Source organism: Mariniflexile sp. AS56 (genome assembly GCF_030552475.1).
Lineage (GTDB): Bacteria > Bacteroidota > Bacteroidia > Flavobacteriales > Flavobacteriaceae > Mariniflexile.
Genome location: NZ_JAUPED010000001.1, coordinates 216,293 through 230,753, shown reverse-complemented (window position 1 = coordinate 230,753; position 14,461 = coordinate 216,293). Strand labels below are relative to the sequence as shown.

The 14,461-nt window shown below is 34.9% G+C and carries 11 protein-coding genes; 5 read left to right on the top strand and 6 right to left on the bottom strand.

Features of this window, described 5'->3' with window-relative positions:
• Positions 1 to 32: 32 nt before the first annotated feature.
• The 4 genes from radC to Q5N74_RS01075 all read left to right on the top strand — a co-directional run bounded on the left by radC (position 33) and on the right by Q5N74_RS01075 (position 3,712).
• Entirely contained in the window at positions 33 to 731 is a 699-nt protein-coding gene (radC, locus tag Q5N74_RS01090) for a DNA repair protein RadC (protein WP_304386814.1), read from the top strand.
• Positions 732 to 812: 81 nt separating this feature from the next.
• On the top strand, positions 813 to 2,114 hold the full coding sequence (locus Q5N74_RS01085; protein ID WP_304386813.1) for a polysaccharide deacetylase family protein: 1,302 nt from the start codon (positions 813 to 815) through the stop codon (positions 2,112 to 2,114).
• Positions 2,107 to 2,793 carry a YjjG family noncanonical pyrimidine nucleotidase gene (locus tag Q5N74_RS01080; RefSeq protein ID WP_304386812.1) on the top strand — a complete coding sequence of 229 codons (687 nt, stop codon included), beginning with the start codon at positions 2,107 to 2,109 and terminating at the stop codon, positions 2,791 to 2,793. Before Q5N74_RS01085 ends, Q5N74_RS01080 begins: the two co-directional genes overlap by 8 nt.
• Positions 2,794 to 2,836: 43 nt before the next feature.
• The gene (locus tag Q5N74_RS01075; protein WP_304386811.1) at positions 2,837 to 3,712 is read left to right on the top strand and encodes a hypothetical protein; all 876 of its coding nucleotides are present in this window, start codon (positions 2,837 to 2,839) and stop codon (positions 3,710 to 3,712) included.
• A gap of 20 nt (positions 3,713 to 3,732) precedes the next feature.
• On the opposite strand, the gene Q5N74_RS01070 is transcribed toward Q5N74_RS01075, so the two are convergent.
• Positions 3,733 to 5,010: a replication-associated recombination protein A gene (locus Q5N74_RS01070; RefSeq protein ID WP_304386810.1), complete on the bottom strand. Its 1,278-nt coding sequence runs from the start codon at positions 5,008 to 5,010 to the stop codon at positions 3,733 to 3,735.
• A gap of 213 nt (positions 5,011 to 5,223) precedes the next feature.
• Between Q5N74_RS01070 and Q5N74_RS01065 the strand changes: the two genes are divergently transcribed.
• The gene (locus Q5N74_RS01065; RefSeq protein ID WP_304386809.1) at positions 5,224 to 5,949 is read left to right on the top strand and encodes a rhomboid family intramembrane serine protease; all 726 of its coding nucleotides are present in this window, start codon (positions 5,224 to 5,226) and stop codon (positions 5,947 to 5,949) included.
• A gap of 26 nt (positions 5,950 to 5,975) precedes the next feature.
• Here Q5N74_RS01065 and rlmB read toward each other — a convergent pair whose 3' ends face one another.
• The 5 genes from rlmB to Q5N74_RS01040 form a co-directional block, all read right to left on the bottom strand.
• Complete coding sequence (gene rlmB, locus Q5N74_RS01060) at positions 5,976 to 6,713, bottom strand: 23S rRNA (guanosine(2251)-2'-O)-methyltransferase RlmB (RefSeq protein WP_304386808.1); 738 nt, start codon at positions 6,711 to 6,713, stop codon at positions 5,976 to 5,978.
• Between the two features lie 67 nt (positions 6,714 to 6,780).
• The gene (locus Q5N74_RS01055; protein WP_304386807.1) at positions 6,781 to 7,530 is read right to left on the bottom strand and encodes a hypothetical protein; all 750 of its coding nucleotides are present in this window, start codon (positions 7,528 to 7,530) and stop codon (positions 6,781 to 6,783) included.
• A gap of 100 nt (positions 7,531 to 7,630) precedes the next feature.
• Positions 7,631 to 9,541, bottom strand: coding sequence for a S8 family serine peptidase (locus tag Q5N74_RS01050; RefSeq protein ID WP_304386806.1), 1,911 nt, complete (start codon positions 9,539 to 9,541; stop codon positions 7,631 to 7,633).
• A 117-nt stretch (positions 9,542 to 9,658) separates the two neighbouring features.
• Positions 9,659 to 11,101: a RagB/SusD family nutrient uptake outer membrane protein gene (locus Q5N74_RS01045; protein ID WP_304386805.1), complete on the bottom strand. Its 1,443-nt coding sequence runs from the start codon at positions 11,099 to 11,101 to the stop codon at positions 9,659 to 9,661.
• Positions 11,102 to 11,120: 19 nt separating this feature from the next.
• Positions 11,121 to 14,243 (bottom strand): TonB-dependent receptor, encoded by a 3,123-nt coding sequence (locus Q5N74_RS01040; protein ID WP_304386804.1) that lies wholly within the window; start codon positions 14,241 to 14,243, stop codon positions 11,121 to 11,123.
• Positions 14,244 to 14,461 lie beyond the last annotated feature (218 nt).

Below are 14,461 nucleotides of genomic sequence, written 5' to 3'. Positions count from 1 at the left end.
ATTTATAAAATTACAATATTTATATTTACTTTATGCAAGAAAAACCAGTCTCATTTTCAATTAAAAATTGGAGTCAAGACGACCAACCGCGAGAGAAATTACTCTATAAAGGAAAGGCCTCTTTAAGTGATGCCGAATTGGTCGCGATTTTAATTGGCTCGGGTAATCGAGACGAAAGTGCTGTCGATTTATGCAAGCGTATTTTGGCGAGTGCGAATAATAATTTAAGCGAACTGGGTAAGCTTTCCATTAAACAACTTATGGAATTTAAGGGTATTGGAGAAGCAAAAGCGATATCCATTGTTGCTGCTTTGGAGTTGGGGCGTCGACGCCGCGGTGAAGAAGCGTTAGAAAAGAAGAAAATAACTTCGAGCAACTCGGTGTTTGAATTGATGCAGCCCATTATAGGTGAATTGCAACATGAAGAATTTTGGATTGTTTATTTGAATAATTCGAATAAAGTGATTCAAAAAAATCAATTAAGTAAAGGCGGGATTACGGGAACTTTGGTAGATGTACGTTTGGTGCTTAAAAACGCCTTGGAAGTTGGAGCAACCGGACTCATTTTATCGCATAACCACCCATCGGGCACCTTAAAACCCAGTGAAGCCGATAAACAAATTACCAAAAAACTAAAAACAGCAGCAGAAAGTTTGGATATAAAAGTGCTAGATCACGTGATTATAACTGAAAATGCATACTTTAGTTTTGCCGATGAAGGCCTTATTTAAAAAATCAAGACACAAGCACCAAATACCAATTGAACAAATTTTGGAATTTAAATTTTTAAAAATTGAAATTTGCTTTAGCCTATGCTGTTAGTTTACACACATAATATTACACCTCGTTTAAAGTATGTTTTTAAGCATGTTTGTACACGAATTTTGGGTGTTGAGGTTGCTTTTACCACGAAAGTGGAGGCGTTTATTGCGCACGATAGTTTGAAAATATCCTATACCAAACAGCAACTTGGTAACGAGTTTTTTATAAAAAGTCACGATTTATTATTTGAACAAGGTTTGAATGATGTTGAAATTCATGTGCAAAGTTGGTGGCGCACCAAATGCTTCTTTTTTAATGGTGATAAAAGCGCCATTCCTTTTGATATTTTTGCAGCTTCCTTTTATTTGCTTTCAAGATATGAAGAGTATTTACCACATGTAAAAGATGATTTCGGACGCTTTTTAGCAGCCGAAAGTATCGCGTTTAAACATGGTTTTTTGCATCAACCGGTTGTAGATATTTGGGCTTACAAATTTAGAGATGCATTGCAAGTGCAGTTTCCAGAGTTTAAGTTTCCCGAAAGAAGTTATAGTGTCAAACCCATAATAGATGTGCCTAGTCCTTATCATTTTAAATTGAAAGGGCTTATGCGAAGTTTTGGTGGCAGTGTGAAAGACTTATTTAAGTTTGAATTTAAGAGTTTTTACGAAAGGTTTGTGGTTATATTCGGCTTGAGACACGACCCGTATGATACCTTTAAGTATATTATTAATAAGCAAAAGCAGAGCAAGTTTAAGTTTTTGTTTTTCTTTTTAATTGGCGATTTTTCTACTTATGATAAAAGTATTAACCCGAATAAAAGAAAATTCATATCGCTTATAAAACATGTCGCCGATTATTGCGAAGTAGGTTTGAAAACATCCTTCTTTGCGCTTGATGACCTTTCAATTTTGAAAAAGGAAAAGCTTAAAATGGAGGATATTATAAATACCACCTTAAAAGCATCGCGCCAATCGTTTTCAAAATTAAATCTACCAGAATCCTATAGAAATCTTATAGAATTGGAGATTCTGGAAGATTATACCATGGGTTATGTTAATCAAATTGGTTTTAGGGCTGGTACGTGTACACCTTTTTTGTTCTACGATTTGGACTATGAAATACAAACACCATTAAAAATTCATTCGTATCACCTTATGGATTATGTGTTGTTAAAAAACCAGTCCTTATTAGATAAAAAGAAAACCCTGAATAATGTTTTAAGCGAAGTAAGGCAGGTACATGGTGAGTTTATTCCAGTGTTTCATAATTATACATTTAGTGAGATAGAACGCTGGAAGGGCTTTAAAGAATTGTTTAATATTATTTTAGAATCAACAAATGATGAGTAACGGTATTACCGATGTGTTTTTCGATTTAGATCACACCCTATGGGATTTTGATAAAAATTCAGAATTAACATTTGATAAAATTTTTAAAATGAATGCGGTCGATGTTGACTTGCATGAGTTTTTATTGCATTATCGCGATATCAATTTCGAATATTGGAAACTGTATAGAGATGCCAAAATTGATAAAGAAGTACTACGCTTTGGCCGATTGAAAGATACCTTTGTAGCTGCCAATATAGATGTTGAAGATGCTATGATTCGTAAATTATCGACGGATTATATTAGTTATCTCACCGATACAAATTTCTTGTTTGAAAACACCATCGAGATTTTAGATTATCTAAGTCAAAAATACAACCTTCACATACTGTCTAACGGGTTTGAAGAAGTGCAGTCCAAAAAACTTATAAAATCGAATATCCATCATTATTTTAAAACCATTACGAATGGGGAAGATATTGGTGTTAAAAAACCACATCCCGAAATTTTTCATTATGCTGTTGAAAAGGCTGAAACAGAAATAAGTAGAAGTATTATGATTGGTGATGGCTATGAAGCAGATATTGAAGGTGCCATTAATGTAGGGATGGATGTTATTTTTTTCGACACCAACAATATGAATATTGTAACGGACGTTAAACAAATTAGTGGATTAATAGAATTAAAAAAATATTTATAAAGTGTATCTTTACAAGCACTGTTAACCTATATATTACATAAAAATGAAGATTAAATATATCGCAATACTTATTACTTGTTTTCTTACTGCAAGTGTGTTTTCTCAAACTAATTTAAACGCATATAAGTATGTTATTGTACCTAAAAAATATGATTTTTTAAAGGAGGCAGATCAATATCAATTAAATTCTTTAACCGAGTTTTTATTTAATAAATATGGGTTTATCGCATTAATGGAAGGGTCTAATTACCCTGAAGATGTTATGCGAAATAGATGTTTGGCATTAAAATCGAACTTGGTGAAAGATACAGGTATGTTTAAAACCAAATTAGCGGTAGAACTTAAAAACTGCAACGATCAAGTCATATATACTTCCGAGATGGGAGAAAGTAGAGAGAAAGAATATCAACGTGCTTACACCGAGGCGGTACGTGATGCTTTTAAGTACATAGAAAAACTTAATTATGAATATGTGCCAAGTGCAACGAGTACTGTAACTGCGTCGCAAGAAGTTGAAACTTCAAGTGAGGTTTCTAAAGAAATTCAGCAATTACGAGAAGAAATTCAAAACCTTAAAAAGGAAAAAGAAGCGGTTGTTGTAGAGAAAGTTGAAGCTAAGGTAGTAGCTATTAATCATGGTCCTACCCAAAAAGAAATTGTTAAAGAATTCTCAGAAGCTACTAAAACAGACGTAAAGGAGTCTGTAACAGGTGTTTTATACGCCCAAGCTATTGAAAACGGTTTTCAATTGGTAGATAGTACGCCTAAAGTGGTTTATAAAATTAAAAAAACAAGTATTCCCGATGTGTATATGGTAGACGGTAAAAACGCTACTTTATATAAAAAGGAAGGTAACTGGGTTTTAGAGTATTATGACAATAATGTTTTGAAGCAAGATGTACTTACAATTAAGTTTTAATCTAGTCTACTACAGTCTTATTAATACTCATATTTATCTTTCCAGCGTTGTTTTAAGAACTCACGATGTGCATTTTCGCGCGCATTGTTACCTGGATCGTAAATCTTCGTGTTTTTTATGGCATCTGGCATAAATTCCTGATCTGCAAAATTGTTTTCGTAGTTGTGTGCATATTGGTAATTTTCACCATAACCCAATTCCTTCATAAGTTTTGTGGGTGCATTTCTAATATCTAAAGGCACCGATAAATCACCGGTTTCTCGAACCAATTGTTGTGCTTTACCAATAGCCATATAAGCGGCGTTACTTTTAGGAGAACATGCCAAATAGGTTGCACATTGACTTAATAAAATTCTAGACTCTGGGTAACCAATAGCTGTGACCGCCTGAAAGGTGTTGTTGGCAATTACCAAGGCAGTAGGGTTGGCATTCCCAATATCCTCACTTGCTGCAATAAGTAATCTCCTAGCTATAAATTTAACGTCCTCACCACCTTCAATCATACGGGCTAGATAATAGACGGCCGCGTTGGGATCACTCCCACGAATGGATTTTATAAATGCTGAAATAATATCGTAATGTTGTTCGCCTGTTTTGTCGTAGCGAACGGTGTTATTTTGAATTTTTTGCAGGACACTTTCATCTGTAATTTCAATGGAATCCCCACTTTCAGAATTTATGATCAATTCAAATATATTCAACAGTTTTCTGGCATCACCACCCGATAACCTTAAAAGGGCCGTTGTTTCCTTTAGTTTTATGTTTTTTTTAGACAAGGAATCATCGTTTTCAATAGCGCGTCTTAAAAGTGTCTCTAAATCACTCTTATCAAAAGCGTTTAAAATATACACTTGGCAGCGAGATAAAAGCGCGGGAATGACCTCAAAACTGGGGTTTTCAGTAGTTGCACCAATAAGGGTAATCCATCCTTTTTCCACGGCTTGGAGTAACGAATCTTGTTGTGATTTGCTAAATCGATGTATTTCATCAATAAATAAAATCGGGTTTTTGGTAGTAAACAAACCGCCACTTTGTTTTGCTTTATCAATGACTTCTCTAACATCTTTAACACCAGAACTTATAGCACTTAAGGTGTAAAAAGGACGGCCAGATTGTGAAGCAATAATGTTTGCTAAGGTTGTTTTTCCTGTTCCTGGAGGTCCCCACAAAATCATCGACGGTATCAACCCTTGTTTAATGTGCTGTGTTAATACACCATTTTCACCAATCAAATGCGTTTGGCTAACATAGTGTTCCAAAGTTTTTGGGCGTAATCGTTCTGCTAAAGGTTCGTTCATAATGTAAAATTAATTAATTCCTGTGACAACCAAGATTCCATTGCTATTTAGTTTTTTTTATGGGCGTGCCCCCGTAATAACGGGGTCGGGTTTTTCGCTGTATCTTTTTCTCGTGCCTCAAAAAAGGATGCCGCTTCAACCCCTCACGCGGTACACTTCTGCCATTTTAGCACAAACTTAAAAGTTGGAGAACTATTTGCTATCTTTATTTTTATGAATAAACAGGAACATTTTAAATTTTCAACAGGCGTTGTCGCGTATCCTGTTTTTTTTGTGCTTACCCTTTGGTTGGTGTTTTGGTTTGAGGTGCGTTTTGGATATAATTTTAGTAAATATGGCGTGTATCCACAAACACTAAAAGGCTTGCGAGGTGTTGTGTTGAGTCCGTTTATTCATGGTAGTATTCAACATCTGTATCATAATAGCATTCCATTATTTGTGTTGTCCATGGCATTATTCTATTTCTATAGACATATTGCATGGAAAGTATTAGTTTTTGGTATTTTAGTTTCCGGTTTTTTAACCTGGTGTATAGGTAGGCCGTCTTACCACATTGGGGCTAGCGGACTCATTTACCTTTTGGTAAGTTTTATATTTTTCAAAGGTGTATTTGCAAAACATTACCGACTTATTGCCTTATCATTGCTAGTAGTTTTTCTCTACGGAAGTATGATTTGGTATGCCTTACCATTGGAAGAAGGTGTTTCTTGGGAAGGACATTTAGCTGGTTTAATCACGGGGCTTCTGTTCGCATTAAGTTTTAGAAAAGCCATCGCTAAGCCTGAAAAATACGTTTGGGAGCAAACTGATTTCAAGGAAGACGACGACCCGTTTTTAAAACATTTTGATGAAAATGGAAACTTTATAGAAACTATAAATCCAGAAATAGAGCAGGAGCAACCGCTTGTTAATTATACTTTCAAAGAAAATAAAGATTAAGCTAAAAGTCTATCAAGTCTAATTTCTTAGGAAAGTCTTTGTCTTACCGCTTCATATAAAAAGGCGCCACAGGCTACCGATACATTTAAAGATTCAATTTCACCAAGTAAAGGTAATTTAGCTTTAGCATCTACCACTTTTAAAATTGAAGGGTTTATACCTCTATCTTCCGACCCCATAATGATGGCACAAGGTTCTTTAAACGACACATCATATAAGGTGTCATCTGTTTTTTCAGTGGCAGCTATCACTTTAATACCCGAAGATTGCATGTAGAAAACCGCATCTTTAATGTGGTCTACTTTACAAATTGGAATTTTAAAAACAGCACCGGCACTTGTTTTTATAGTATCGCCATTTACAGGAGCACCACCTTTTTTCTGAACGATAATGCCGTTAACACCGGTACATTCCGCAGTACGTATAATGGCACCAAAATTACGAACATCACTCAATTGGTCTAAAAGTAAAAACAAAGGTGTTTTACCAGATTCCGTAACGGTCATAACAAGCGTTTCCAAATCATGAAATGCAATAGGTGATATTTGAGCAACAACACCTTGGTGGTTTTTATTCGTAAGTCTATTCAATTTTTCAACAGGCACATACGATTTGTTAATCGAGTTTCTATTAAGCAAAGATTCGAGCTCACTAAAAAGTTCCCCATGTAAGCCTTTTTGTAAAAAAACTTTATCAATAGTTTCACCTGCGTTTACGGCTTCAATAACAGCGCGTATTCCAAAAATTTGTGTTTGGTTTTCCATGGGGTAAAGGTATAAAAAAACCTCGCAGGATTAATTGCGAGGTTCTAATTATTTAAATAAAGTAATTCTAATTTGTATCGAAAGCTGCAGAGGCTGTCATTGCACCCGTACCACCATTATTCATAGTAGAGCTGTCTCCTGTAACTTTTACAACAGCGCCTACAGTTAAAGTATAGCTACCTACTGACCCCCAGCCATCTCCGTATGCATCAGTGGTCTCAAGTGTATATGTTCTTCCTGAACATAGATTAAAAGTTTTTGTATCAGAAGTAGATGTGCCTGCTGCTGTATCTGGATAACCTCCACCAGAGGCTACAACGCCATCTAAAGCATCTTTAACACTCCAGCTTACTTCACTTCCCCATTGATCAAAAACCAGGTCTAAGGTTGCTGTAACTTCCGTACAGTTTTGTGTATACTCAATTCTAGTTGCAGCTCCATAATATGAACCATCATTAGGTTCAAAACTAATAGTTAGTTTATTTACACCAATACCTAAATCAGTATCAGATAATCCTACAGTTAATGAGCCTTCGTTTGAGCCTCCAGGGATAGTTATCGAAGTTGGGATAGTATATGAACCAGCTGCTGCCGCAGAGCCATCAACGATTACATTGTAAACTCGATCTTTACTTTCTTTATTACCTGTGAAAACCGGTATGTTAACAGTGTTAGAAGATCCTACATCTACACCAGCTGAATATAATTCTGCGCCAAATGTTACATATTCTAAATTTGGAGTTGAAACCGAGTCATCACAATTTGTGAATACTAATAAAGTCGATATTAGTACTAAAGACATTAATATTTTTTTCATAATTTAAGTTTTAATTATTTATTGAATTAGTCATTTCCAAATATAATATTTAATTTTTAAATATTATTTGTGACTCAATTTGGATGAATAGTCACAAATACTAGTTTATTATAATTTTTCTTTTAAACGAAGCATTGCCATTTTGAATATTTAAGAAATAAATACCTGAATGAACCATTTTCGTATCAATAGAATGGGTGATTTTTGAATTGTTAGTTTCTAAATACTTCTTGTAAATTTCCCTTCCATGCACGTCGTATAGGCTAATTTTAGTTTTATTGTACGAAGACTCAAAACTTAAATTTAGATGATCATTAACCGGGTTCGGCCATATGTTAACGCTTGAAATCAATTTATCAGAAACGCCCAGTGTTAAGTTACTCCCTGTTAAAATTAACGAGAATGCTTGAGTTCCATTAATTAGCGAACCTTTATGGGTAACACTTACGGTATAAGTGCCCGCAATAGGGTTCTTGATGTCAATGTTTTCTAGAGTATCTACCGTGTTGTCACCAGTAATCGCTGCAGCAGAAACGTCGCTCAATTGTAATTTCCAAGGAAAAAAAGTAGTCGTTCCGTCAGGGGCTGTTAATCTTAAATCCAGGTCGTTTACTAATGCAGGGATTGGACTATTTAAAACTCCAGATTGATCTGTTCCTGGAGGATCCGTCCAACAAATTGTAGCACTTAAGGTGTTGGTATTAGAAACTGTAAATGATTGTGAATACGTATTACCATTAGCTAAACTTGTTTCCTTTATTAATGCAGTGCCATTAGCCGCAGCCAAAATAGTTTCGACACTAGCCTTAGCGTCTAACAAGCCATAGCCAAACTTAGCATCTGGACCAATTTTAGAAATATCGTCAACTGCAGTATGGCATACAAGCCCTTTCAGAGTCGCCGATTTCATGTAACTTGAATTTAACTCATTATAATATTGTTGCAATAGTAATAAGCTGCCCGCAACATTAGGTGAAGCCATAGAAGTTCCAGAAAATGTTTTGTATTCACTGTTGCTACCAACAGTAGATGAAGTTAGATTAGTTCCATCGCCTGCAATATCGGGCTTTATCCTACCGTCATCTGATGGGCCTTGGCTACTGCTACTATTTATACTAAGAAAACCAAAAACAGGATTTGCATTGGCAATTACTAAGTTGTTTTTAGCATTTTTTTCTGTTGTTAATTTATCGTAACCATCTTTTAACCCTCCTGAATAAGTGTCTTCCCCTGAATTTCCAGCAGAAGTTACCTGTAAATAATAAGGTGCGTTATAGGCTATCTGATCCCAGTTTACTGCATCTGAATTGTAACAACCCATCATCCATTTAGGAACATTTAAATCTCCTGTACTGTTTAATACAGGTACTCCATAGGAATGGTTTGAAAGCAGCAAAGCATTAGTGGTAATTTCTGTTACGACTTCAGAGGTATCATCATCCCAATTATATAGGGTTAAAGTTGCTTTAGGAGCCATTCCTTTTGCAGAAGGATTAGTTCCTTTACCGATTAATGTTCCAGCTACATGGGTCGCGTGATCACTTATATTCGCGAAAAATAATTCTCCCTTAGTTGCCCTTGATGCTGATGAGTCAGAATTTAGAAATTCCTGATGCGTTGTCAATACACCCTCAGAATCCCAGGCTGCCATATTCATGTTTTGACCTTCTAGATTTAATCCAAGACCTCCTCCGTTATGGAGTTGATTGGTTTTAGTGGATTTAGCGGCTTCAACATTGTCTGTGGACAAGTATACTGGTTTACCATCAATAATGTATCTGATTTTCATGATACTACCGTTGGTATCCTTTTTAGATTTTTCTAACCCATGTTTCTTTATGTAATCTTCAATAGCTTTGTTGTTTGCTTGGTTTTCAAGTGTTAACTTAAGCTTGATTTCATTAAGTGTTGTTAGGTTGTAATACTCAATAATTTGAGCACGTTCTTTGTTTGTTTGGCTGTAAGTCAATGTAAAACAAAGAAGTATGAATGAGGTTAAAAGTAGCTTCATAACAAAATTGATTTAAGAGTTCAATACAAACAGTGCTTGTTTTGGCATTATTTGTGTGGTCAATGTAAAATAGAAAGGGTTATCTTAAGATAACCCTTTCTATTTTTTTACTTAAAATTAATTTTGGTCAGCTTCAGTCATATTAGGGTTTCTATCGATTTCTGATTGAGGAATATAAAATCTCCATCGAGAATCTCCAGCAGGAACCGTAAGTTGCCATTGTTGATTTGGACCAGTTCTAACAAGACCTTTGTTTCGTCTCTTTAAGTCAAAATATCCAAGGCCTAATTCGCCATAAAACTCTTTTCTTCTTTCTAAAAGAATCTCATCTACTAAAGCTTCCTTTGTTGTCGCTGTTGAAAGCGTAGCAGAAGGATCTCTTTTTGATAATACGGCTAATAAAGCAGCTTTAGCTTCAGGTAATTTATTTTGTTCAGCTAGAGCTTCTGCTTCAATCATCCACATTTCAGAAGATCTCATCATTATTAAGTCTCCAGATTGATCGGCGTTATCTCTAAATTTAGCGGTAACATATCTTTTGAAATTAGAATCAGCATCATTAACAACAATTAAATTTTTTCTTATATCAGAATCGCTAGTGAATGTTGCTTGAAAATCTACACCAATATATAAATCGTTATAGCCATTACTCGAATGGTCTATAAACGACCAGAATCTTGCAAAACCAGATTGTTGCTCTGCATTAAATGGTAAACCCCACATCCATTCGTTGTTGTCAATACTATTAAAGCCTTCAGCATAAGTTCCTGCATCCATTAGTGGATATCCGTCTTTTGCTTTGTTAGCATGAAACTCAGCTTTTACCCAGTCACCTTTCTCTAAATAAATTCTAGCTAAAACTCCTTGAGCAGTACCTCTACTGAAGCGGTATTTTGAAGTTTGTGTAACCGGTATGTTTGGTATTGCATCTTCTAATTGTGTTATAATACGTGTGTAAACGTCTTCTAAAGTTCCTCTTGGGTTTCCAACGTTGTTAACAGATTGTGGTTCGGTGTATAATGGTATTCCTGGTTGTGACCCACCTGCACCTGCATAAGATCCAGAATAATATCTAGATAAGTTAAAGTAGCAGTGAGCTTCTAGAGCTTGTAATTCTGCAATGTATGCAACTTTTTCAGCATCAGTTATAGCAGAAGAGCCATTAATTCCTGCAATGTGACTTCTACAAGCATTGGCTATTGAATAATACATTTCCCAAGCCCAATTAGTTCTACGCCCATTTGCTGAATCAACAACATCCCATCGGGTTTCAAAGATATACCAGTTAAAATCTGGACAAGTTACATCAGTACCCATTACATCGGCACCTAAATAATAGGCTTTTGCTCCGTTAGTGTCATGACTAGCAAAATAATCTCTTAACACATTAAATGTTCCTGTCATAGCAGATTCAATACCTGCTTTAGAGCCATATACTGCTATAGATGTAACCGAATCGGTAGGTACCGGGCCATCTAAAAATTCATCACTATCACAAGATGTAAGTCCTGCTGTTAGTATAGCGATAAATAAATATTTATTTAAAAAGTTTATTTTCATAATAAGTTTTTTTTTAAAATTAAAAAGAAATATCAACACCCAAGGATATTGTTTTCATTACTGTAGAACGATTGTCTGTGATTCCATTAAATGCTTGTTCAGGATCATCTAAACGACTCTCTTTTGTCCAAGTGAAATAATTGTCAGCAGATACATAAACTCTTGCTGATTTCAAACTAAATTGTTCCATTAAAGACTTGTCTAAGCTATATCCAACAGAAAGGTTTCTTAAACGAACATAATCGCCTTCTTGTAACCATCTTGTAGATCTAGAATTAAAATCGTCATTAATCAAAGTTTGTCTTGGTACATCAGTAATATCACCTGGTTCTCTCCAATGGCTTAATACATCAGAACTTAACTGCTCTCCAGGGTTTCTCGCTTTCATTAGGGAAGCGTAATCTGTGTTATAAATATAACCACCAGCTTTGAATACGAAATTTAATGCTAAATCAAAGTTTTTATACTTAAATCTGTTTACAAAACTTCCTTCAAAATCGGGTAGTGCAGATTTTCCAGTATAAACACGAGTAGCTTCATCATAGTCGTTAGTAACTTCTTTAGTAACAACTTCTGTTGTAGGGTCAGTTACTTCTTTATACCATAATGGTGAACCTGTAGCAGGATCTACTCCAGCCCATTCTCTCATATAAAATTCATAACGATCTCTTCCTTCTTCCCATCTAAATGAGCCTGTTAATTCAGGTTCTGGGATGCTTTCAATTTTGTTTTTATTTTGAAATAAAACTAAAGTTGATGTCCATCTAAAGTCTTTTGTGGAAATATTGGTTGAATTTAAGGTAAGCTCTAAACCTTTATTTGATAATTCAGCAATGTTAACATAAGGAGCTAAATCATTCTCTGAATCTCCTCCACTACCTGTAGATGGTTGAGGAACAAGTAAATATATTAAGTCTTCTACTCTGTTGTCATAGTATTCAAAACTACCATTGATCTTGTCGTTGAAGAAACCAAAGTCTAAACCAACGTTCAACTTTTTGTGAGTTTCCCATTTTAAATTAGGGTTACCCTCACTAGTAGGGAAAACTCCACCATTACCTTGTATATTGAAACCAGTACCAAATTCTGAAAGATATGGGAATAATTGGCCAATATTTTCGTTACCAACAACACCATAACTACCTCTTAATTTTAACGTTCTTACAATATTGCTGTCTTGAAAAAATTGATCATAAATACTATATCCTGCTGCTGCAGACCAAAATACACCATATTTATTGTCGCCAATAAATCTAGACGAACCATCTCTACGAATACTACCACCTACATAATAGATATCATTAAAATTATAATCTAATCTACCAAATAAACTAAATAATCTATTTGAGTTTGTGTATGAACGCGCTTCGGTAGCTGTGTTACCATTATCTAATTCTGTTAATTCAGGAAATACAAAACCATTTCTTGCAGTTCTCAAGAAATTATAGTCGTTATTAAACATTTCTTGTCCTGCCAATAAGGTAAGGTTATGTTTCTCATTAAACGATTGCTGATAAGTAAGTGTATTTGTTACGTTAAAAGATTTTGTTGTACTTCTCTCTTTTTGACTAGAAGTATCATCAATAACCGATTGAGGAGATGCTCCTACGAAAGGGAAACTGAAAATGTTACCTTCAAATAAATACAATGAAAAATTAAATAGGGAATTAAATTTAAGTTTATCATTAAAACGTACTTCAACGTTTGGAGATATATTTACAGTATTTCTTTCAAATAGATTAGGGCTTCCTAAAGTTTCTGCTACAGGGTTGTATTGGCCGAAAAATCCTCTATCTAAAGCAAAGTCGTATTGTTTATTACCGGCATCGTCCAGGATAAAACTTCCGTTAGGATTTCTCTGGTAAATAGGGTAAATGCTAGATACTGAACGTACGTATTGTATGTTGTTTGAAAATCTAGAACCATCCTGAATAGGTGCGTTAGAAGAACTGAAAGAAGCAAAAGTAGTTCCGCCAAGTGTTAACCAATCATTAACATCTGTAGAAATGTTTAACCTACCTGATGCTCTTTTAAATTTAGAAGCTAACGAATATCCTGTGCTCTCTAAAAAAGATCCAGATGCATAGTAAGTTGTATTTTCTGTTCCACCCCTAACAGATAAAGATACATCTTGTCTAGTAGCTTGTTGCGTTAATGCATCTAAGTAATCTGTTTCGTAAAGTAAATTTGCATTAGATTTTAGTTTACCGTCGGTGCCTACTGGTTCTGAAATGCTAAAAGGATTGGCTTTTAGTAAGTTTACTAAATTACTAGAAGCTTGTTGGTTCGCATCCGTTAATGAGGAACCTGAATCTACTAGATCATTTCTTGTAGATAACCAAGTGTTTTCCATAATGCCTTGCGCACTTAGGTAAGAGTAATCACTAGTTGCCTTATCTGAAAAACCAAAGCTTGAATTTATACTTACTATGCTTTTTCCAGCTGTATCTCCTCCTTTTTTAGTTTTTATGATAATAACCCCATTTGCACCCCTGTTTCCGTATAAAGAAACTGCATCAGCATCTTTTAGAACGGAATATGCGGCTACATCATCAAAGTTTATAGCATTTAAATTACCAGTAAACTGGGCGCCATCTAGAATGATTAACGGATCAGAATCTCCATTTAAAGAGCCTACACCTCGTATTCTAATTGTAGGGCTTGCACCAGGTTGACCAGAATTGTTTACTAATGATACACCAGAAGTACCTTGTAATGCTTCTGTTACTGTTGTTATTTTTTGATCACCAATATCGGCAGCAGTTAAAACACTTATTGCACCAATAATATCTTTTTTCTTTTTATTACCATAAGCAACTGATATAACTACTTCTTGTAAAGATTGTGTGTCTTCCTGTAGCGTGATGTTTATCGTGTTTGAAGATTTAACAACAACTTCTCTATTGGCGTATCCTATAAAGCTATAGACCAAAGTAGCACCTTGGTTGGCTCGTATTGAATATTTACCATCGAAATCTGAAGATGTTCCAGAAGAGGTGCCTTTTACTGTGACAGTAGCTCCAGGAAGAGGTAAGCCAGAATCATCTGAAACCGTACCTGAAATTGTCTTTTCTTGTGCGAACGTTAGTTGCACGACAAACGCTAGTAATAGCGTTAGTATTCCACTAAACTTTGTTTTCATTTTATAATTATTTGAATTAGTCAGTGCTAAAATATGAAAAACTTACTAATATGATAGGTAATAATTGAATTTACTTTAAATAATGCAAGGAATTCGGCATCTTTTATTGATGATAATGGATATGATTTGTAATATTTAGGTACTATTTAAATTAATGACTCTAATTCTTTTGAATAAATACAGGAAGGTTCTGTAATCTTATTAACCTTATTTAATGT

Bases quoted from the DNA above. Each gene is read 5' to 3' on its own strand.
- radC (WP_304386814.1), top strand. From the start codon at position 33: ATGCAAGAAAAACCAGTCTCATTTTCAATTAAAAATTGGAGTCAAGAC.
- Q5N74_RS01085 (WP_304386813.1), top strand. From the start codon at position 813: ATGCTGTTAGTTTACACACATAATATTACACCTCGTTTAAAGTATGTT.
- Q5N74_RS01080 (WP_304386812.1), top strand. From the start codon at position 2,107: ATGAGTAACGGTATTACCGATGTGTTTTTCGATTTAGATCACACCCTA.
- Q5N74_RS01075 (WP_304386811.1), top strand. From the start codon at position 2,837: ATGAAGATTAAATATATCGCAATACTTATTACTTGTTTTCTTACTGCA.
- Q5N74_RS01070 (WP_304386810.1), bottom strand. From the start codon at position 5,010: ATGAACGAACCTTTAGCAGAACGATTACGCCCAAAAACTTTGGAACAC.
- Q5N74_RS01065 (WP_304386809.1), top strand. From the start codon at position 5,224: ATGAATAAACAGGAACATTTTAAATTTTCAACAGGCGTTGTCGCGTAT.
- rlmB (WP_304386808.1), bottom strand. From the start codon at position 6,713: ATGGAAAACCAAACACAAATTTTTGGAATACGCGCTGTTATTGAAGCC.
- Q5N74_RS01055 (WP_304386807.1), bottom strand. From the start codon at position 7,530: ATGAAAAAAATATTAATGTCTTTAGTACTAATATCGACTTTATTAGTA.
- Q5N74_RS01050 (WP_304386806.1), bottom strand. From the start codon at position 9,541: ATGAAGCTACTTTTAACCTCATTCATACTTCTTTGTTTTACATTGACT.
- Q5N74_RS01045 (WP_304386805.1), bottom strand. From the start codon at position 11,101: ATGAAAATAAACTTTTTAAATAAATATTTATTTATCGCTATACTAACA.
- Q5N74_RS01040 (WP_304386804.1), bottom strand. From the start codon at position 14,243: ATGAAAACAAAGTTTAGTGGAATACTAACGCTATTACTAGCGTTTGTC.